Here is an 18,878-nt window from a genome sequence, read left to right as displayed (position 1 = left end):
TGTGGTCTATATTGTGATGTTCAAATAAAAACAGACCCAACAAGGTCTGTTTTTATTAGTAGTTGGAAAAAGTTCACTTCCCCTTCTCCCGCTTCCGTTTCTCCTTCTCCGCCCGGTAAAACTCATGAAACATCTTCATCAGCGCCCGCTTCTCAATCCGGGACACATAGCTCCGCGATATCCCGAGCTCCTTCGCTATTTCCCGCTGCGTTTTTTCTTTCTTTAAATCAAGGCCAAATCGGCCGACGATCACTTCTTTTTCCCGGCCGTCGAGAATGTCGATATACTCCTTTACTTTTTCAAGCTCCATGTTGAGCTGGATGGTATCGATCACGTCTTCATTTTCTGATTTTAAGACGTCAATTAATGAAATTTCGTTGCCTTCTTTATCCTGACCGATTGGGTCGTGTAAGGAGACATCCTTTTTGTCTTTTTGAGTGCGCGTAAATGCATCAGAATTTCATTATTAATGTCAAGAGGGGGGGCAAATAAAAAAAGCCAAAAATGGCTTTTATACTACAGCAGTAGATTCAGAATAAATTAGGTTTTTTGCTTTTTTATAATATCTTTGAATTTCTTCATCCCTATTATAAACTTCGTTTTCTTCTCCATCGTAGATGGATCTTAGACTAATTAATTTGTCATTTTGAAATGAGTATGTGAAAGTAGCTATTTTATTGTCAACTAAACATGTTGAAGTTGCTATTAAAAAATTGTCCTGATATTTAAAATCAATAGAAAGATAATTGTCTAATTTAACATTTCTCAATAGATCATGTGGGGTTATCTTTGGACTGTGAATTTCATCGTATAGTTGTTCTATTATATTCAATTTATACACCTCTTATTTTAAATGACTACTCATAACTTTACGCGCGTGTTTATCCAATTCATATACCTGCTTGATTGCATGGTCGTATTCATCGATCTCCCATTTATTTCGAATTTCGCCGATATAGTCTCTCAATGATATATTAAAATATTGTCCCAGTAAAGCACCGTTATTTTCAGAGTTTCTGTAAAGGAACTTGTATTTATTAGGTAGCAGGAATTTATGTTGTATAAGCTCAGTACCTTGCAATTCGAGATTAAAATCAATCATTAACTGCGGGATCACTTCTTCTCTTACAAGTTGGTCAATTTCTTGTTTTTTGCTTTTTAAAGTTAAGTCTGGTCTTAGTAACTTTTCTTTCTCCAATTCTGATTGAGATTGCAAATAAAGAGACTTTGCTTGTTCTTCTGATATATTTAACATATTTTGAAGTTCATTTATTTTCTGTTTTTCTTCTGCCATTTTCTCTTTTCTTAACTTAAAAAGTTCGCTGTCAATATATGTATCTTTTGTGGTTTTAAACTCATCAGACTCTTCCAAAAAGCCAAATGAAACGTCTTTGGGAGATCGGTCTGTTGGTTCAATAGGGTAATCTCTGTTAATTTCTTTAATAATTTCTTTTTTTCTAATTTCTTTTTTATAAAAATCCCATAAAGAATCTAAACCAAGTTCTTTATGATGTATAGCAACAGCAATATTATCTTCAATGCTTACTTTATTTACTACATCATCTTCTGAAATTGATCTTAGGACTCTACCTATAAATTGAGCATAAGGTAACAAGGTTTTAAAAGGTCTAAATATTGCGGCTATTGATAAAAATTTATGATCGTAACCTTCACCTAACATAGCTACGTTAATTACTACATCCACTTTATGATTGTTGATTTTATCGAACTCTTTTTCTCTTTCAATTTTTTCCATACCACTATGAACAATTGAGCAATTATATCCTTTTTGTTGATATGAGTTTTTTATTTGTTCAGCATGCCATATACTACAAGCGACCGCTATAATTTTATGAGGGTTGCCAGTTTTTTGTTTTTTTTCATCTAAATATTTAAGAGATTGTGCAATAATACTATTATTAGTTTCAGGCGATAAAGCAACGGATCTTAAAATCCAATCCTCATCTTTTATACCTAAATCTCTAATTTCTTCAAGAGTGTAAACCACATCACTATTCTTATCTATTGTTAGATAAATTGTCTCAGGTATGTAATCTATTTTTTCAAGACTCTTTACATAACCTTTGGCCATTGCTTTACCTAAACTATAGTTAAAAACTTCTTTTCCTTTGATTTTCTTTCCATCACTTCGAAAGGGTGTCCCAGTTACTTTTAGAACTTTTGCTTTTTTAAAATAATCAATAGCATCTTTCCAAGTCTTAGCTTCAGAATGATGAGCTTCATCAATGATTATAAAGTCAAAGAAATCCTCAGGTACGCGTTTAAGAAGAGTTGATCTTAATCGTTGTTGTAACTTATGAATGTTTAGAATAACAATATCAGCTTTTTCTAAAACTTCGTCAGTTAATGACCTATCATACTCAATCACAGCGGGTAATTCAGTATATGATTCAAACACTCTCGTAAATAACCAGAAATTTTTTGAGAATAGTGGATCTAACGATCCTAGTACTGAGTCTCTAATCACTGTTTGAGGAGTAATAATTAATACTTTACCATTTGAAATATTATATGGGGCAATCCCCATTAAACCCGTTTTGCCTGTTCCAGTAGGTAATACTACAATAGCATGCTCATTTTTGTCTTCAGAATTAAAGTGTTCTTGTAATTTTTTGTATGCCTGTATTTGCGGGTCTCTAAGAAATGAATTTTCTAGGATATTAGGACTGGATGTTTGGAAGTAAGACATTTTCTCCTCCTGAATTAATGAAATTTTTCCCAATCAAAATCCATTATAAACAAAAAAAGCATTAAGTGAATTGATTCGACAAAAAAAGACATTTTTTTACGATAAAGATATACTATAGTTTAATTTCAGTCTGTTAACAACAAATGGCTGTGTAACCCTAAAAATAGTTGATATATCTTTAATTAGGTAATTTTCTGGAGTAAACTGTATATTTTTCAACATAAATGTCGGAATACAAAACTTATATGCAAAACGCTTCGCCTGCATTTCCTGCAGCTCTCTAAACAGTGGGGGCATAATCAGTTGATTTCCTTCATGTCTAAGCGCATGACAAAGTTCATGACCAAAATCTTGCCATTGTTCTTGAGGACTGAGGCGATTATCGATGATAATAGTTCCAGCATAGTACCGGCTGCTGATGTTTAAGAATTCGACTTTTAAATTGGAGCGGTATGCGATGTCTAATAGATCAAGTTCGGATGGATTTGTTATGTTGATTTGATGATAGAATGCTTCGATCCAGTCATCTAAGTGTGTTGTGTTTTTTGGTAAAATACGTTCCAACTAAAGCAACTCCTTTAAAATAAGAACATTCGTTCTGTATGTGGGTAAAAAATAAATACTCTTAATGAGCATTTATTTTAAATCAACTATTAATTCTTTTGTTTCGGCAACATTACTAAAATTTTCGTCTAATGGTGATTCTAAAACAAGTCTGATACTTTTAATTTTTGAAGCATCAGACTGAATAGGAACATCAATTTCAACTTCTTTTTTTGCATGCCCATAAATTTTCGTCTCTAATTGATCAGTACGAAGATCGTTACTATTCACTTTAATCTGTTCTTTTGTATCTAAGATTAGATGACTAATACCTACAAAATTTATTATATCTTTACCTTTGTTTTCAATTGAATATTTAATTGAAATAACATTAAAGGGATCCTTCAACGGAATTTCTGTCATTGTTTGATAATCATCTAAGCGATCATCTGGAATTTTAGACAGTTTAGACAAATTTACGCCTTCAAATTCTATTTGAAGAGGACCCAAGTTTTGTGGGTCTATATTTTCTTGGGTTTTTATTAAATCTAATATTTCTCCTGTTTCTTCATTTATATAACTTGTGCTAGTTTTATCTTCTTTTGTTTCTTTTTTATGAGAAGTTTTTTCCTGTGGTTTTTCAGCAGTTTCATCTGCTGTTTTAGTTGAATTACACCCAACTAAAAGTACAAATAATGATAAGCAAATTGAGAATAATAGTCTTTTTCGCATAACTTCCCCCTAATTTTCTTTCTGGTTAACTCGTAAATAATTTAATCTTCTATAATTGCAAATATGAACTTAAATCCAAGTAGGTTTTTATTGTAATTATTTTCCCCTCCATGTAATGTTTTGAAGAATTTCTTAATCTTATCATCGGATGCATCTTTAAGTTTATTTAAAGAAAAGTTTTGTTTTTGGATCTAAATACTCTTTTAACACAACTTCATTTGAACTATCGAGGACTTCTCCTGCTTACCTACAGAATGGATGTTATAAATGACGAGAAAATAAAAAATTTGTTCCTCAAGTGCTAGAGATAATAGACGATGAAACATTAATTGTAATTTGGGAAAATGCAATTGAGTCAAAAATGATTGATATGGATGAATTAAATACCTTGAGAAAATATTTAGTTGACCATTATCCTAGAAAAGACGATAATAACCATTTGTTTTTCATTAACAAGAAGGACATCGAAATCATTTAAAAGGGTAGCTATTATGTAAAGAAATGAAGAGAGACAGTAGCTGAGTGCCAAAATAAAACAGACCTAATCAGGTCTGTTTGTTATTAGAAGTTGGAAAGAGTTTGTTTCACTTCCCCTTCTCCCGCTTCCGTTTCTCCTTCTCCGCCCGGTAAAACTCATGAAACATCTTCATCAGCGCCCGCTTCTCAATCCGGGACACATAGCTCCGCGATATCCCGAGCTCCTTCGCTATTTCCCGCTGCGTTTTTTCTTTCTTTAAATCAAGGCCGAACCGGCCGACGATCACTTCTTTTTCTCGGCCGTCGAGAATGTCGATATACTCCTTTACTTTTTCAAGCTCCATGTTGAGCTGAATCGTATCAATCACATCTTCATTTTCGGATTTTAAGACATCAATTAAAGAAATTTCATTGCCTTCTTTATCCTGACCAATGGGGTCATGCAAGGAGACATCCTTTTTTGTTTTTTTGAGCGCGCGTAAATGCATCAGAATTTCATTTTCAATACACCGTGCCGCATACGTTGCCAGCTTTGTTCCTTTTCCAGAGGAATAGCTTTCGATGGCTTTAATGAGTCCGATCGTCCCGATGGAGATGAGGTCTTCAGCGTCTTCCCCTGTATTTTCAAATTTCTTGACAATATGGGCGACGAGCCGAAGGTTATGTTCAATCAGCATATTTCTTGCGTGTTCATCGCCCTGTGCCATAAGGGCTAAGTATTTTTTTTCATCATCTCCCGAAAGGGGCTGTGGAAAGGCATTATTTTTGACATAGGACACTAAGAACACTAATTCTTTGACCATCAATCCCATCGCTGTAAATACTCCTGCCACGATTTTCACCTCCACCATGTTTAGGCCACTGCCTATATCCTCAAATGTATGTGAAGGGGGGATTGTCTGTGTCTGTACGATGAAAAAATCATCTTTTTCGAAAAAAATGGGCTTCTGTTCGTCTGTTTTTGCTGCCCTTCTCATATGTTTGCGGTTTCTTTGCGGTGCTTGGCGGTCAAGAAGCGTGCTAAAATATGTAATATTAGACCGAAAAGGAAGGGGTTTTTTCGGAACATGGGGAAGGTTCTTTCTTCACATGTAGGTATGAAAATTAATGAATGGTATCGAATGATACGGCAGTTCAGTGTTCCAGATGCGGAAATCCTGAAAGCAGAAGTAGAAGCGGAAATTGAACGGATGGAAGAGGACCAGCATTTACTGATTTATTATCAGCTCATGTGTTTTCGGCACCAGATCATGCTTGACTATATACACCCTTCAAAATATCAACCTTTCTCAGTATCTAATCTTGTCGATAAAATCGAAAACTCCAATCATGAGTTATCTGATATGCTGCATTATTACCATGCATTTTTTCGTGGCATGCATGAGTTTAGTCAAAAAGAATATTTAGAAGCCGTCAAATATTACCGAGTGGCAGAAAAACAGCTGTCTATGGTATTTGATGATATTGAGCAGGCTGAGTTTCATTTTAAAGTAGCAGAAGCCTACTATATTATGAAGCAAACGCATGTCTCAATGCATCATATTTTAAAGGCGCTAGAAATATACGATCAGCATGATGCTTATTCTATTCGCATCATTCAGTGCCTGTTTGTGATCTCAGGAAACTACCAAGACTTAAAACGAAAAGATCGGGCACTGCCTCATTTAAAAAAGGCAAAACAGCTCGCATCACAAATTGATCACCCGCGGATATACAGTTCAGCGCTTTATAATTTAGGAAAATGTTATGGGGAGCTGGGCTACCTTGAGGAAGCACAACGCTATTTAACGGAATCGGCTGATATTGCCTGTAAAGAGCAGCTTCCCACGCTTCCACATACGCTCTATACGCTCGCAAAACTGCTTTTTAGACAAAATGAACAAGAAGCAGCACGCCGCATATTAGAAGATGGAAAATTAGCTGCAAAGAAGCATGAAGACCAGCTGTTCTGTCATATGTTTGAGTATCTAGATGCTTTATATGTTCAAGGAATGAATGAAAAACAACTGCAAAAAACCATTGATTATTTGGAAAAACTTAGCCTATACTCTTATATAGAGGATATCTCACTAGAAATTGCGACAGCCTTAGAAGCCTCTCAACAATACCAGAAGTCCAACCAGTATTATCAGAAATTATTATGGGCTCAAAATCAAATTCAAGAAGGAGAGTGTCTGTATGAATTCTAAGCAACGTTCGACAGTTGAAGAGAGAAACCAAACGTGAAACAAAAAGCGGGCCCATATGGCCGGCTTTTTTTATGTGAAAAATGAAGTCAGGGAGGAGCAGGTATGATCATGAACCTTGAATGAATTCATCAGAAAGCGGGCAATTTAATCTGTAATGATGTTCTGTGGAGGCGGTCTGATGAAAGGGTTGCATATCTTTATGTGTGTATTGGTATTATGCGTTTTTGTTCCTAATGAAATAGAGGCACGAACATTAAAAAGAATCGACCTGGAAAAAACGGGACGAGCGTTTTGGGACATGAGAGAGGAACGGAAGAAGATTGCGATCACCTTTGATGATGGACCTCATCCAGTTTACACGAATCAAATATTGGATGTGCTGAAGCAGCATCAAGTAAATGCCAGCTTTTTTGTCGTAGGAAGCCGGGTTCACGCATATCCAAGGATCGCAGAACGGATTGTGGACGAAGGAAATGAGCTTGGCAATCACACAATGAACCATACGTATTTTGACCTGTTATCATCAAAGGAGATCAAGCAGGAGCTAAAAGAATCAGCGGCTCATATTGCTTCACTCCAGCCTGGCGGGCCCTTATTATTTCGTCCTCCTGGCGGCCGCTTGACGATGAAATCTTTCCGCATTTTGTCAAAGCAAGGATATGATGTGGTCATGTGGTCCTTTACGCAAGATCCGAAGGACTGGTCAAGACCAGGCGCGCATAAAATTGCGAGCCGCATTATTGATCATATTCAAGGCGGCGATATCATTCTTTTGCATGATGGTGGGGGAAACCGGAAGCAGACGGTCGAAGCACTGAAACAAGTGATACCTGAATTAAAGGATCGAGGATATGAATTTGTCAAAGTGAGCGAACTGCTGCATCATGACAAAGCGTATGTACCAGTTCAACTGCAATAGGAAGTATTCGTCAAAAACAGTCATTCATTGAAACCAAAAGTCTTGTCGTTTACTATATGAAGAGGGCTTTTGGAGGTGAATGTTGTGAAGAAATATGTTGTCCTTTTCATCCTGCTTTGTGTCGCTGCTGGGTGCTCAAAGCCAGAACAAGAAAGTATCATTGCATTTGGCGACAGCAATACAAAGGGATCAAACTGGGACTTCCGAGATTATCCAACATCTGAAAAATGGGTGAATCTCATGAAAAACGTCGAGCGCGGTCAAATTCAAGTGAAGAACGCAGGGATTGGCGGGCAGACGACTGAAGATGCGAAGCTTCGCTTTGAGCAGGATATTTTAAAGCAGAAACCAACTTACGTCCTCATCATGTTCGGTACGAATGATGCGGCGATTTTAGACGGGAAACATCCCCGAGTGACGAAAAAAAGATTTAAAGAAAATGTAACCTACTTCATTTCTGAAAGTAGAAAAGCAGGCATTGCCCCGATTCTCATGACTTGTGTACCTGTTGTAGAAGGCGGAAAAAAGGGCTTGTATTATTACTCTAGGTATAAGTCATCTTATTTTGCTGAGAGAGGCGGTGCAAGAGCTTGGCAAAATTCCTATAATGACATCACGAGAGAAATTTCCAAGGATCAGCAAGTACCACTTGTCGACAACTGGAAAGCGTTCATCCGAGAAGCTGGTGAAGATAGTGACAATGCGCTGATTCAATCAGGTTTGATCGACCCTTCTGGCAATCATATGACGCCAAAAGGGGCAAGAATCATTTATAACGAAATCAAAGAGAGTGATGTCATCAAACATTTTTAAATGATGGCCATCTGCCTAAACAAGACCATCCATTTAGCATAGTCTAACAGTATATCTTCCTAGAAGGAGGTAACTGATATGTGGGGATGCCCTTATCCTTACCCTGCGTGTTCGCCTTATCCAGCTCAAGGAGCAGGAATCGGTTACGCTTTTCTTGTTGTGTTCCTTGTGGTCATTTTGGTCGTAGGTGGAGGGTTATGGTTTTGGAATGAACAGCCTTGCAAATAAGACACCTCTTCTTTACTTGAGAAGGGGTGTTTTTTACGGAAAATAGTAGTAAGCCTATAGCGCAAGTGATATAATATCAGTCACCTGAGTTTAAAAAAGGAGAGTGCTCGGGAGGCATGGTTCCTGTGATATGGAATTAAGAGGAAACAGAGAGCATATGCCCGAGCGAACGTCTTTTCATTTCTGTCTCAATTAATTCAATGAAGTCGCGATTTAAGTTCATTTCATTTGCTTTATAATACGATTCTATAAGTAAATCATCTGACAGCTTTTTCATACTAGAAACCCATATGATGGGAAAAACACCTCCCCCGAAAAAGTTGGCATAAAACTTGAGGAAAAGACATATCATCATAGGTTGATCGAATGTCTCTGAAGTACCTTTAATCTACCATGAATGGGAAACAAGAACAATCGTTCTGTTATCCACATGGTGAAGTGGATAACTTGTGGGTAGAGTGTTTATAATTGAATGAAAGCGTGATGAAATATAGGTGGATAATGTGTGTAAAATTATCCACACCTGTTGAAGGTCCTCATCATATGTCGAAAACTTTTTCATTGTATTCGATAGACAGACAAATTGTGATTTGATTCGACACAATCGCTGAAAAACCAATGGAAGAAAGGGTGCAAATTGTGCTAAAGAAGTATTTCTTACCGGATGAATTTGTGAAAAGCATTTTCCACATTTCACCGCAAAAACTAAAAGAACGAAATGTAAAAGGAATTATTACCGATTTAGATAACACACTAGTAGAATGGGATCGTCCAAGTGCGACGCCCCGCTTAATTGAATGGTTTCAAGAAATGAAGGATCACGGGATACAAGTGACGATTGTATCGAATAATAATGAAAAAAGGGTCAAGCTTTTTTCTGAACCAGTTCATATCCCGTTTATTTATAAAGCGAAAAAGCCGATGGGAAGAGCTTTTAATAAGGCCGTCGCTGATATGCAATTGAAAAAAGAAGATGTGGTGGTCATTGGGGATCAGCTCATGACCGATGTTCTAGGCGGGAATCGTCACGGCTTCCATACGATTTTGGTCGTCCCTGTTGCTGCCTCAGACGGATTTTTCACTAAGTTTAACAGGCAGATTGAACGCAGAATTTTAGGAGCCTTAAAGCGTAAGGGCCACATTCAGTGGGAGGAAGAGTAATAATGGAAAAGGTTGTTTGTATTGGCTGCGGTGTAGCCATTCAGACGGAAGATAAAGATCAATTAGGATATGCGCCGGCAGCATCTCTATTGAAAGAAGATGTGATCTGTCAGCGCTGTTTTAGGTTAAAGAACTACAATGAAATACAAGATGTTTCTTTAACAGAAGACGACTTTTTAAATATATTGCACAGCATCGGAGAGACAGATTCTCTGATTGTCAAGGTCGTTGATATTTTTGACTTTAACGGAAGCTGGATTAATGGGCTGAGTCGTATTGTCGGTGGTAACCCGATTTTACTCGTCGGCAACAAAGTAGATATTTTACCGAAATCCGTGAAAAAAGATCGTTTGATTCATTGGATGAAACGGGAAGCGAAAGAAAACGGATTGAACCCGATCGATGTGTTCTTAATCAGTGCAAGCAGAGGTCAGGGCGTACCTGAGGTAATGGAAGCGATCGATCATTATCGCGAGGGAAGAAATGTCTATGTCGTCGGCTGTACGAATGTTGGGAAATCCACATTTATCAATCGAATCATCAAAGAAGTATCTGGCGAAGAGAATGTGATCACCACATCCCAATATCCAGGTACAACACTTGATGCCATTGAAATTCCGCTTGATGACGGATCTGCTCTATTTGATACACCGGGCATTATCAACCGTCATCAGATGGCGCACTATGTCAGCAAAAATGACTTGAAGATCTTAACACCGAAAAAGGAATTGAAACCGAGAACGTTCCAATTAAATGAAGCTCAAACGCTTTATTTTGGCGGGCTGGCTCGATTTGATTATGTAAAAGGCGGCAGAACGTCATTTGTCTGCTATATGCCAAATGAGCTGAACATACACAGAACAAAGTTAGAGAACGCAGATGATTTATATGAAAAACATGCCGGAGAACTGCTATCACCGCCATCAAAAGAGGGGATGGAAGATTTTCCTCCACTCGTTCCGCATACCTTTACCATTGATCAGCCGAAAATGGATATCGTCTTCTCAGGCTTAGGGTGGATCACGGCAAATGATGCAGGCAAGCAAATCAAAGTCTATGCGCCAAAAGGCGTGCATGTGTTTATGAGACGTTCGTTAATTTAAATGTTCAGAGGGGGAGAGACCTTGAAACCTTTATACGGAGTAATCGGTAACCCTGTTGGCCATTCAATGTCTCCGGATATTCATAATGCAGCATTAAAGGATGCTGGAATTGATGGACATTATCATGGCTTTCAAGTAGAAAATGATGACCTGAAAGATGCGATTAGCGGTATGAAAGCCTTAGGAATCAGCGGCTTTAACGTCACTGTTCCGCACAAGGTAGACATCATGCAGTACCTGGACAAAATTGATGTGACAGCTGAACGCCTGCGTGCTGTCAATACGGTGCGGCTTGAAGGAGGTCGGTTCGTCGGGTACAACACAGATGGAGAGGGCTTTCTTCATTCATTGCTTGAAGCCTTGAATCAGCCATTATCAGAGCTGTCATTTCTAATGATTGGTGCTGGCGGAGCGGCAAATGCGATTTATACGACAATTGCTGACTATGCACCGAAAAGCTTTGATATCACCAATCGTACCATTGAAAAAGCGGAGGCTTTAATTGAAAGTGCAGATGGGAACTTCACTTCTAGTGCCATTACATTAAAGACGGCGGAAGAGCAGCTTGGGGAATATGATGTCATCATCCATACAACCTCAATTGGTATGCACCCGAATGTTGAAGAAACCCCGATTTCTTTAGTAAACGCAAAAAAAACAGCGGTTGTTTGTGATATTGTGTATAATCCAATAGAAACAAAACTGCTCAGAGAAGCAGCTGGGTTAGGTTTGAAAACAGTAGATGGTGTCGGCATGTTTGTTGGACAAGCAGCTAGAGCCTTTGAACTGTGGACAGGCATCACGCCTGACGCAAGAAAAATGAAGTCAATTGTGATACAGAAATTAGGAGGAACACCATGTTAAAAGGGAAACAAAAACGTTTTTTACGTGCAAAAGCACATCATTTATCACCTATTTTTCAAGTAGGAAAAGGCGGGGTAAATGACAATATGATCAAGCAAATTTCCGAGGCGCTTGAAGTAAGAGAATTGTTAAAGGTCAGCATATTACAAAACTGCGACGAGGACAAAACGGAAGTTGCGAAAGCACTTGTCAAAGGTGCAAAAGCTGAACTTGTTCAAACAATCGGAAATGTGATTGTCCTTTATAAAGAATCAAAGGAAAATAAACAAATTAAGCTGCCGTAAAGGTGGATGTGATATGAAAAAAATAGGGTTGTTCGGCGGTACGTTTGATCCTCCTCATAATGGGCATTTGCTGATGGCAAATGAGGTGCGTTTTCAAGTAGGGCTTGATGAAATTTGGTTTATCCCAAATCACAAGCCTCCTCATAAAACAGACCGGAAGCGAGCAGATAGTCGTCACCGGGTGAAAATGGTGGATGCGGCGATCCAGTCAAATCCACATTTTCGATTGGAGCTCATTGAAATGGAGCGAGAGGGTCCATCTTATACAGTAGATACGGTGGAGCTTTTAAAGAAGCGTCATCCTGATGATGAGTTCTTTTTTATGATTGGAGCGGACATGGTCGAGTATTTGCCAAAATGGCATCGGATAGATGATTTGCTTCAGATGATTACTTTTATTGGGATGAAAAGACCGGGTTATACCCGAAATACGACATATCCTCTTTTATTTGCAGATGTTCCAGCTTTTGATGTATCATCGACATTGATTAGGCAGCGAATCATGCAGGAAAAACCTGTCGATTATTTGATACCGAAAGCTGTTGAGCGTTATATAAAGGAGCATCACTTATATGAATCGTGAAGAAGCATTAAGCTGTGTCAAAGAGCAGTTAACAGAGCATAGATATACACATACACTCGGGGTTATGGAGACGGCCATTTCATTAGCGGAACGGTTCGGTGCAGATGTGAAAAAAGCAGAGATCGCCGCTATTTTTCATGATTATGCGAAATTTAGACCAAAGGATGAAATGAAGGGGATTATCCAGCAGGAACAGATGAACCCTCTATTGCTGGAATATTCGCCCGAGCTTTGGCATGCCCCGGTTGGTGCCTATTTGGTTAAAAAGGAAGCAGGCATTAACGACCAAGATATTTTAACGGCCATTGAATTTCATACATCAGGCAGACCAAACATGACATTACTTGAAAAGGTCATTTATGTCGCTGATTATATCGAACCAGGACGTCATTTCCCTGGTGTTGAAGAAGTAAGAGAGTTAGCAGAGCAAGATTTGGATAGTGCACTGATTCAGTCAATAAAAAACACGATCAGCTTTTTATTGAAAAAGAACCAGCCAGTCTACCCAGATACGCTAGCGACTTACAACTCACTTGTGCATAAGAACAATTAAGGAGGAATTTGGATGGATTCATCATCAATTTTAAACGTCGCGGCAGGAGCGTGCGATGATAAACGGGCTGAGGATATTATTGCCCTTAATATGCAAGGAATCTCACTTGTTGCCGATTATTTTCTCATTTGTCACGGGAACTCTGATAAACAAGTGCAGGCCATTGCAAGAGAAGTAAAACATCTTGCAGAGGAAAGTGGAATCGAAGTGAAGAAGATGGAGGGCTTTGATGAAGCAAGATGGGTATTGATTGATCTTGGTGATGTCATTGCTCATGTGTTCCACAAAGAAGAAAGAGGATACTACAACCTAGAGAAGCTATGGGGAGATGCGCCGAGAGAAACGCTTTCACTTGGCATTAACTCATGATTTATCAAGGGTTTGCAGGTGTGTATGACGAGCTCATGACACATGCACCTTATGATGAATGGGTTCAGTGGATCCAGCTGAATATCAAACCGAATGCTGCCATTATTGATGTGGGCTGTGGAACTGGAGAGATTTCTCTTCGGTTAGCTGAAAAGGGTTACGCAGTCACTGGAATTGACCTCAGTGAAGAAATGCTGGCTTTCGCGCAGCAAAAAGCACAGGCGAAAAAGCAGTCCATTCAATTTTTACATCAAGATATGAGAGAGCTGACGGGTTTTGAGCAAGTCTTTCAAGCGGCGGTTATATGCTGTGATTCCTTGAATTACTTAAAAAACGAAAATGACGTCAAAAAAACCTTTAAAAACATGTTTCAGCTTTTAGAGGCAGATGGGGTTTTACTCTTTGATGTTCATACTCCTTATAAAATGGAAGAGGTATTCCCAGGTTCGACTTATGCCGATCAAGATGAAGAAATCAGCTATATTTGGCAGAGTGATAAAGGGGATGACATGTATTCAGTCATTCACGATTTAAGCTTTTTTGTAAAGGACGGAGACGTGTATCAGCGTTATGATGAGACACATGAACAGCGTACATTTCCATTTGAGACCTATGCGGCGTTCCTTGAGTCCGCTGGCTTTGAACAAATAGAAGTGACCGCTGATTTTACAAATGAAGCGCCCAGGGAATTCGCCGAAAGATATTTCATTTCAGCTAAGAAACCAAAAACCATCGTTTAATGGAACGATGGTTTTTTAAAACCCTTTTTTCGCTTGTTGCAGAGTTGATTAATTTCTGCGATCATCAGTAAACACACTTGGTGGATATTGATGCGCAACTGCTTCAAGATCTTCATCGAATTTTTCATGGGTGTTTTGAAAAAGGCGATGAAACATATCTTGAACACCTGCTTCAAGTGCTTTAATTCCTTCACCCGTGACGCCGCCTTTTACACATACTTTGTCTTGCAGTGTCGGAAGGGTATAGACTCTTTTTTCAATCAAACGGCCAAGCCCTACAAGCATATCTTCTGATAAGGTGGTGGCTTCTTCTTTAGAAATATCTGTTTCTTCAACGGCTGCTTCAATCATTTTCTGAACGAGAAAGCTGATAAAGGCAGGTCCGCAACTGACGATATCTGACGCCGCTCTTGTAATCGAATGATGAATTTCAATGGGTGTTGAAATGCAGGAAGCTAACTGTCTTAGTGCTGTTTTCGTCGCGACATTGCATGACGATCCAAATGTTAAAAGTGACGCACCTGATAAAGCGCGGTTCGTAATGCTTGGAATCAGCCTGGCGGTTTGACAAGGAACGATATCCTGAAGCTGTTCAGGATGAACTGGACTTGTAATGATGACAATGGTTTGGTGCTCTTTTAAAAGAGGGCTTAGCTCTTTTAAAAGAGGATAAATATCAAGCGGCTTGACACAAACAAAGATGAAATCTTTATCCATGACAGCTCCTGTAAGCTGTTTTGTTACTTCAAGCTCTGGGTGGTTCTTTTTTATATTGAACGCTTTTTCTATGGTCCGGTTTGTAATGGTGATGGATGAGGGATTGACTGCCTTTGATTCAATAAATGCCTCAGTAAGTATGGTACCCATGTTTCCTGTACCGATTATCCCGATATTCAAACGTTCTCCCTCCTTAGGCGCATAGGATCTGTTATCTTCTAAACAGTATGTTGTGCAATAGAAAAATATGATTGAAAGAAGCGTGAGCACGTGAAGCGACTCATTCCATTGAAAAAATACAGTCTTTATATCGGAGCTGGGCTCATGGGCGCGATCATCATCACTTTCTTCCTTTTGGCAGGAAATAAGGAGAGCGCTAGAGAGCCAAGTGTATTGAAGGGCGATCAAGACAAACAAGTCACATTAGAAGACAAACAAGAAAAAACCGATAATGAATCATCCTCCATTTTTGTGGAAGTCAAAGGGGCTGTAAAAAAGCCAGGTGTGTATACGTTTCAATCTGATGCACGGGTAGAAGAAGCCATTCGAAGAGCAGGAGGCTTTACTAGTAAAGCAGACACGAAAGAAATTAATCAAGCAGCAAAATTAGAAGACAGTATGATGATTTATGTCCGGAAGCAGGGACAAGCAGAGAGAGAGGCACAAACAGCAGGTGTAGATGCTCCATCGGGTAATGAAAAGAGTCAAGGTGTCAATGTGAATCAGGCTGATGCAGCGGAATTGCAAACCATTAATGGAATAGGGCCAGCTAAAGCAGAAGCTATCATTACGTACAGAGAGGAACACGGAGAATTTCAACAAATTGAAGATTTGCGGAACATTTCAGGTTTTGGGGAGAAGACCATTGAACGGCTGAAAAATGAATTGACCGTTAAGTAGAATTGACGGTATAGAAGGAAGGCATGTACACTTAATACCAACCATCATTCTGGAGGGATCAGCTCGTGGAAAGAATTTCATGGAATCAATATTTTATGGCGCAAAGCCATTTGCTTGCTTTACGAAGCACCTGTGAGCGGTTAGCTGTTGGGGCGACCATCGTCAGAGACAAGCGTATCATTGCAGGGGGATATAATGGCTCAATTGCTGGTGATGTCCATTGTGCAGATGTGGGATGCTATGTCATTGATCATCACTGCGTTCGCACCATCCATGCGGAAATGAATGCTATTTTACAATGTGCCAAATTTGGTGCACCTACAGCCGATGCTGAAATATATGTCACACATTTTCCTTGTTTGCAGTGCTGTAAAGCCATTATTCAAGCAGGTATTCGAACCGTTTACTATGCAAAGGATTATAAAAATCACCCATATGCCATTGATTTATTTGAGCAGGCAGGTGTTCAAACGGAACAAGTTGAACTCGATGAAATGATCATCGACTTAAAAAATCAAGAAAAATTAGCCTTTGTTGCAGATCTAATTGGCAAACTAAGTGAATCAGGACTTAGTGAATCAGAAATTCGCAATATGCATGAGAAGGCGAATCAATTATTTACTTCCTATGTTTAATTATTTGCCGTTTGGGGCAATTTCAGCAGCTGTTGGAATTGCTCTGGCTGCATATCATCTTCATATGTACTTCCTTCTCTTTCTTCTCATCATCTTACTTCTCAGCCTACTGAAAAAAATCCCCAAACTCTTTCTCATGATCAGCCTATGTGGAGCCGTCTATACTCTTATTTTTATGGTTCATGAGTTTTTTGAAACGGATCAACCTGTTCAAGAAAAATTCTTTTCCGGCTCTGTTGTGATTGAAACGATTCCGAAAACAGATGGCAATCGTTTTTCGGCAACTGTGTCAACAGAAGATGACCGGTTAGCCGCTTTCTATACCATTCAAACAGAGCGTGAAAAAGAGACGTTAAAAGACGTAGAGCCAGGTATGAGCTGTCATATGACAGGTGAAGTTCGGGCGCCTAAACACGCAACCATTCCTAACGGGTTTCAATACGATCAATTTCTAAAATCAAAAGGCATTCGCGCTATTTTCTTACCGCAGTCAATCAAAGGCTGTACAAAAAATGATCGTCCTTCCTATTATCTTCAAATGATGAGGCAAAAGGGCTTAAAATTTTTAGAAGATCATGTGCCGAAAAACTCTGTAGGTATTTTACAGGCTCTTATTTTTGGAGACCGAGAATTGATTGATCCTGACACGCTAAGAGACTATCAAATGCTCGGCATTATTCATCTGTTAGCGATCTCAGGGCTGCATGTGCAAACGCTTCTTGCCTGTTTATTTTGGTGTCTGCTTCGTGCCGGTGTGACAAGAGAGACAGCGCGTCTTCTTCTATTATGCTTTCTGCCTGTTTATGCTTGTTTGACAGGTGCTGCACCATCAGTTTTAAGAGCTTGCCTCATGGCAGGAATCTATTTAGTGATGACAAGCCTTCCAAAAGAAATGAAACAGCCTTCTGCTGTCGTATTAAGCGCAACGTTTTTATTCTTATTAGCGATTCATCCTTTATATCTATTCGAGATCGGATTTCAGCTTTCATTCATGGTAACGTTTTTTATTTTGTTATCGACCAGAATCTTATCACAAGCGAAAAGCGCAGTGATGCAGTTATTCCTTATCTCCTTTGTTGCACAGCTTGCCTCGCTTCCTGTTCTTTTATATCATTTTCAGCAATTTTCTTTGCTGAGCATCCCATTGAATATGATATTTGTCCCTTTTTATACAACAGTTGTCCTGCCTCTGTCCTTACTCTTTTATCTTTTGTCTATCATTTCTCTTCCGCTTGGACAAGTGTTGTTCCAGCTGCTTGATTCGGTCATCCAGTTAAGTCATCAGTTGTCAGCATATATGGCAGTTTTTGATGGGTTCAACTTGATTTTTATGAAATCGACTTGGTGGCATATTCTGCTTGAAGTGAGCGCCATTGTTTTTTTGCTATTTGTGATGGAGTGCAAAATGTCCGTGAAATCTTATGCCGTGCCGATTATATTACTCATTGGTGTCTTGAGTGCACACTATTTCACCCCGAATTTTCTCCAAAAAGGGGAGGTCACGATGCTGGATGTCGGACAAGGGGATAGTTTGTTTATTCAGCTCCCTTACCAAAAGGGACATCTACTTGTGGACACAGGTGGCAGACTTTCTTTTGATGATGAACCATGGAAAAAAAGACGTAAAGTGTCTACGATCGGTGATCAAACACTAATCCCGTTTTTCCATTCAAAAGGTATAGCAAAACTTGATGTGTTGATTCTCACGCATGCAGATCAAGACCACATGGGAGAGGCAGTTCGTCTAATCAAGCGAAATAAGGTAAAGCGGCTGGCCATACCAAAAGGTTTTGCCCGAAGTCCAGAGGATGCAAAGCTGCTAAAAGAAGCAGCTGAAAAAGGGATTATAATTGATGAATTAGAAAGAGGAGATCAGCTCCAAGTTGGAGAGCATATATTTGAGGTTCTTCACCCTTCGCAAGACACGGTGACAAGTAAGAACAATGATTCACTTGTTCTAGCTTTTACTCTTGGCGGGAAACGCTTTCTGTTCACTGGAGACCTTGAACATGAAGGGGAACGAGATATTATAGAAGCCTATCCTCACCTGCGAGCAGATGTCTTAAAGGTTGGGCATCATGGGAGCAAAGGGTCAACAAGTGATGAGTGGCTTCGGCATCTGGAGCCGTCGCATGCACTCATTTCGGCTGGTGAACGCAATCGTTATCAGCATCCTCATCAGGAAGTCTTGAAAAAACTAAAGGATCATCAAACGAAGGTGTACCGCACAGATCGAGATGGGAGTGTGACCTTTGAATTTCTTGAGGAGAAAGGAACGTTTTACACGCATCCTCCATATGATATCTTACAAAATCAATAAAAAAAACTGCCAAAACGGCAGTCATGTAGCAATCATGA

At 39.2% G+C, this 18,878-nt stretch carries 22 protein-coding genes and 1 pseudogene; 15 read left to right on the top strand and 8 right to left on the bottom strand.

Features of this window, described 5'->3' with window-relative positions:
- Positions 1 to 73 precede the first annotated feature (73 nt).
- From NST39_RS12500 to sigK, 6 genes and pseudogenes are all read right to left on the bottom strand, one after another.
- Positions 74 to 471: pseudogene (locus NST39_RS12500) on the bottom strand (sigma-70 family RNA polymerase sigma factor); the annotation flags it as partial.
- A 40-nt stretch (positions 472 to 511) separates the two neighbouring features.
- Positions 512 to 832, bottom strand: a complete 321-nt coding sequence (locus tag NST39_RS12495) for a hypothetical protein (RefSeq protein WP_341028626.1) — start codon at positions 830 to 832, stop codon at positions 512 to 514.
- 12 nt (positions 833 to 844) lie between these two features.
- Positions 845 to 2,710: a DEAD/DEAH box helicase gene (locus tag NST39_RS12490; protein WP_341028625.1), complete on the bottom strand. Its 1,866-nt coding sequence runs from the start codon at positions 2,708 to 2,710 to the stop codon at positions 845 to 847.
- Between the two features lie 96 nt (positions 2,711 to 2,806).
- Entirely contained in the window at positions 2,807 to 3,274 is a 468-nt protein-coding gene (locus NST39_RS12485; RefSeq protein ID WP_341028624.1) for an ImmA/IrrE family metallo-endopeptidase, read from the bottom strand.
- A gap of 72 nt (positions 3,275 to 3,346) precedes the next feature.
- Positions 3,347 to 3,985, bottom strand: coding sequence for a hypothetical protein (locus NST39_RS12480; RefSeq protein ID WP_341028623.1), 639 nt, complete (start codon positions 3,983 to 3,985; stop codon positions 3,347 to 3,349).
- A 584-nt stretch (positions 3,986 to 4,569) separates the two neighbouring features.
- Positions 4,570 to 5,298 (bottom strand): RNA polymerase sporulation sigma factor SigK, encoded by a 729-nt coding sequence (gene sigK / locus NST39_RS12470; protein ID WP_034738387.1) that lies wholly within the window; start codon positions 5,296 to 5,298, stop codon positions 4,570 to 4,572.
- 231 nt (positions 5,299 to 5,529) lie between these two features.
- On the opposite strand from sigK, the gene NST39_RS12465 reads away from it, so the two are divergent.
- The 4 genes from NST39_RS12465 to NST39_RS12450 all read left to right on the top strand — a co-directional run bounded on the left by NST39_RS12465 (position 5,530) and on the right by NST39_RS12450 (position 8,611).
- The gene (locus NST39_RS12465) at positions 5,530 to 6,651 is read left to right on the top strand and encodes a response regulator aspartate phosphatase (RefSeq protein WP_044139447.1); all 1,122 of its coding nucleotides are present in this window, start codon (positions 5,530 to 5,532) and stop codon (positions 6,649 to 6,651) included.
- Between the two features lie 178 nt (positions 6,652 to 6,829).
- Positions 6,830 to 7,570 (top strand): polysaccharide deacetylase family protein, encoded by a 741-nt coding sequence (locus NST39_RS12460; protein ID WP_217012229.1) that lies wholly within the window; start codon positions 6,830 to 6,832, stop codon positions 7,568 to 7,570.
- A gap of 84 nt (positions 7,571 to 7,654) precedes the next feature.
- Positions 7,655 to 8,383, top strand: coding sequence for an SGNH/GDSL hydrolase family protein (locus tag NST39_RS12455; protein WP_341028618.1), 729 nt, complete (start codon positions 7,655 to 7,657; stop codon positions 8,381 to 8,383).
- Between the two features lie 78 nt (positions 8,384 to 8,461).
- On the top strand, positions 8,462 to 8,611 hold the full coding sequence (locus tag NST39_RS12450; protein WP_003217499.1) for a hypothetical protein: 150 nt from the start codon (positions 8,462 to 8,464) through the stop codon (positions 8,609 to 8,611).
- Positions 8,612 to 8,747: 136 nt separating this feature from the next.
- On the opposite strand, the gene NST39_RS12445 is transcribed toward NST39_RS12450, so the two are convergent.
- Positions 8,748 to 8,888 carry a sporulation histidine kinase inhibitor Sda gene (locus NST39_RS12445; protein ID WP_003217327.1) on the bottom strand — a complete coding sequence of 47 codons (141 nt, stop codon included), beginning with the start codon at positions 8,886 to 8,888 and terminating at the stop codon, positions 8,748 to 8,750.
- Between the two features lie 362 nt (positions 8,889 to 9,250).
- Here NST39_RS12445 and NST39_RS12440 point away from each other — a divergent pair, with 362 nt between their 5' ends.
- From NST39_RS12440 to NST39_RS12405, 8 genes are read left to right on the top strand one after another with little or no spacing between them, the layout of a single operon-like run.
- Entirely contained in the window at positions 9,251 to 9,772 is a 522-nt protein-coding gene (locus tag NST39_RS12440; protein ID WP_044139602.1) for a YqeG family HAD IIIA-type phosphatase, read from the top strand.
- A 2-nt stretch (positions 9,773 to 9,774) separates the two neighbouring features.
- The gene (yqeH, locus tag NST39_RS12435) at positions 9,775 to 10,875 is read left to right on the top strand and encodes a ribosome biogenesis GTPase YqeH (protein ID WP_044139444.1); all 1,101 of its coding nucleotides are present in this window, start codon (positions 9,775 to 9,777) and stop codon (positions 10,873 to 10,875) included.
- Between the two features lie 21 nt (positions 10,876 to 10,896).
- Entirely contained in the window at positions 10,897 to 11,739 is an 843-nt protein-coding gene (aroE, locus tag NST39_RS12430; RefSeq protein WP_341028615.1) for a shikimate dehydrogenase, read from the top strand.
- Positions 11,733 to 12,023: a ribosome assembly RNA-binding protein YhbY gene (yhbY, locus tag NST39_RS12425; protein WP_003217501.1), complete on the top strand. Its 291-nt coding sequence runs from the start codon at positions 11,733 to 11,735 to the stop codon at positions 12,021 to 12,023. Before aroE ends, yhbY begins: the two co-directional genes overlap by 7 nt.
- Positions 12,024 to 12,036: 13 nt before the next feature.
- A complete protein-coding gene (locus NST39_RS12420) occupies positions 12,037 to 12,606 on the top strand; it encodes a nicotinate-nucleotide adenylyltransferase (protein WP_341028612.1) in 570 nt (189 codons plus the stop codon).
- Positions 12,596 to 13,159: a bis(5'-nucleosyl)-tetraphosphatase (symmetrical) YqeK gene (gene yqeK, locus NST39_RS12415; protein ID WP_341028610.1), complete on the top strand. Its 564-nt coding sequence runs from the start codon at positions 12,596 to 12,598 to the stop codon at positions 13,157 to 13,159. The genes NST39_RS12420 and yqeK overlap by 11 nt, the downstream gene beginning before the upstream one ends.
- Before the next feature lie 12 nt (positions 13,160 to 13,171).
- Positions 13,172 to 13,528 (top strand): ribosome silencing factor, encoded by a 357-nt coding sequence (gene rsfS, locus NST39_RS12410; RefSeq protein WP_003217467.1) that lies wholly within the window; start codon positions 13,172 to 13,174, stop codon positions 13,526 to 13,528.
- The gene (locus NST39_RS12405) at positions 13,525 to 14,268 is read left to right on the top strand and encodes a class I SAM-dependent DNA methyltransferase (RefSeq protein ID WP_341028609.1); all 744 of its coding nucleotides are present in this window, start codon (positions 13,525 to 13,527) and stop codon (positions 14,266 to 14,268) included. Before rsfS ends, NST39_RS12405 begins: the two co-directional genes overlap by 4 nt.
- Positions 14,269 to 14,316: 48 nt before the next feature.
- Here the strand turns inward: NST39_RS12405 and comER are convergent, their stop codons facing one another.
- Complete coding sequence (gene comER, locus NST39_RS12400; protein ID WP_003217379.1) at positions 14,317 to 15,165, bottom strand: late competence protein ComER; 849 nt, start codon at positions 15,163 to 15,165, stop codon at positions 14,317 to 14,319.
- A 90-nt stretch (positions 15,166 to 15,255) separates the two neighbouring features.
- On the opposite strand from comER, the gene NST39_RS12395 reads away from it, so the two are divergent.
- The 3 genes from NST39_RS12395 to NST39_RS12385 all read left to right on the top strand — a co-directional run bounded on the left by NST39_RS12395 (position 15,256) and on the right by NST39_RS12385 (position 18,840).
- Complete coding sequence (locus NST39_RS12395) at positions 15,256 to 15,885, top strand: helix-hairpin-helix domain-containing protein (RefSeq protein ID WP_341028608.1); 630 nt, start codon at positions 15,256 to 15,258, stop codon at positions 15,883 to 15,885.
- 65 nt (positions 15,886 to 15,950) lie between these two features.
- Entirely contained in the window at positions 15,951 to 16,520 is a 570-nt protein-coding gene (locus tag NST39_RS12390; protein WP_003217422.1) for a ComE operon protein 2, read from the top strand.
- Positions 16,513 to 18,840, top strand: coding sequence for a DNA internalization-related competence protein ComEC/Rec2 (locus NST39_RS12385; protein ID WP_341029972.1), 2,328 nt, complete (start codon positions 16,513 to 16,515; stop codon positions 18,838 to 18,840). The genes NST39_RS12390 and NST39_RS12385 overlap by 8 nt, the downstream gene beginning before the upstream one ends.
- The last annotated feature ends 38 nt before the right edge of the window (positions 18,841 to 18,878 follow it).

The organism is Bacillus sp. FSL W8-0645 (genome assembly GCF_038007905.1).
In the GTDB taxonomy this organism is placed as follows: Bacteria; Bacillota; Bacilli; order Bacillales; family Bacillaceae; genus Bacillus; species Bacillus pumilus.
The sequence above is the reverse complement of the archived record's forward strand: the minus strand, read 5'-3'. Positions and strand labels throughout refer to the sequence as shown.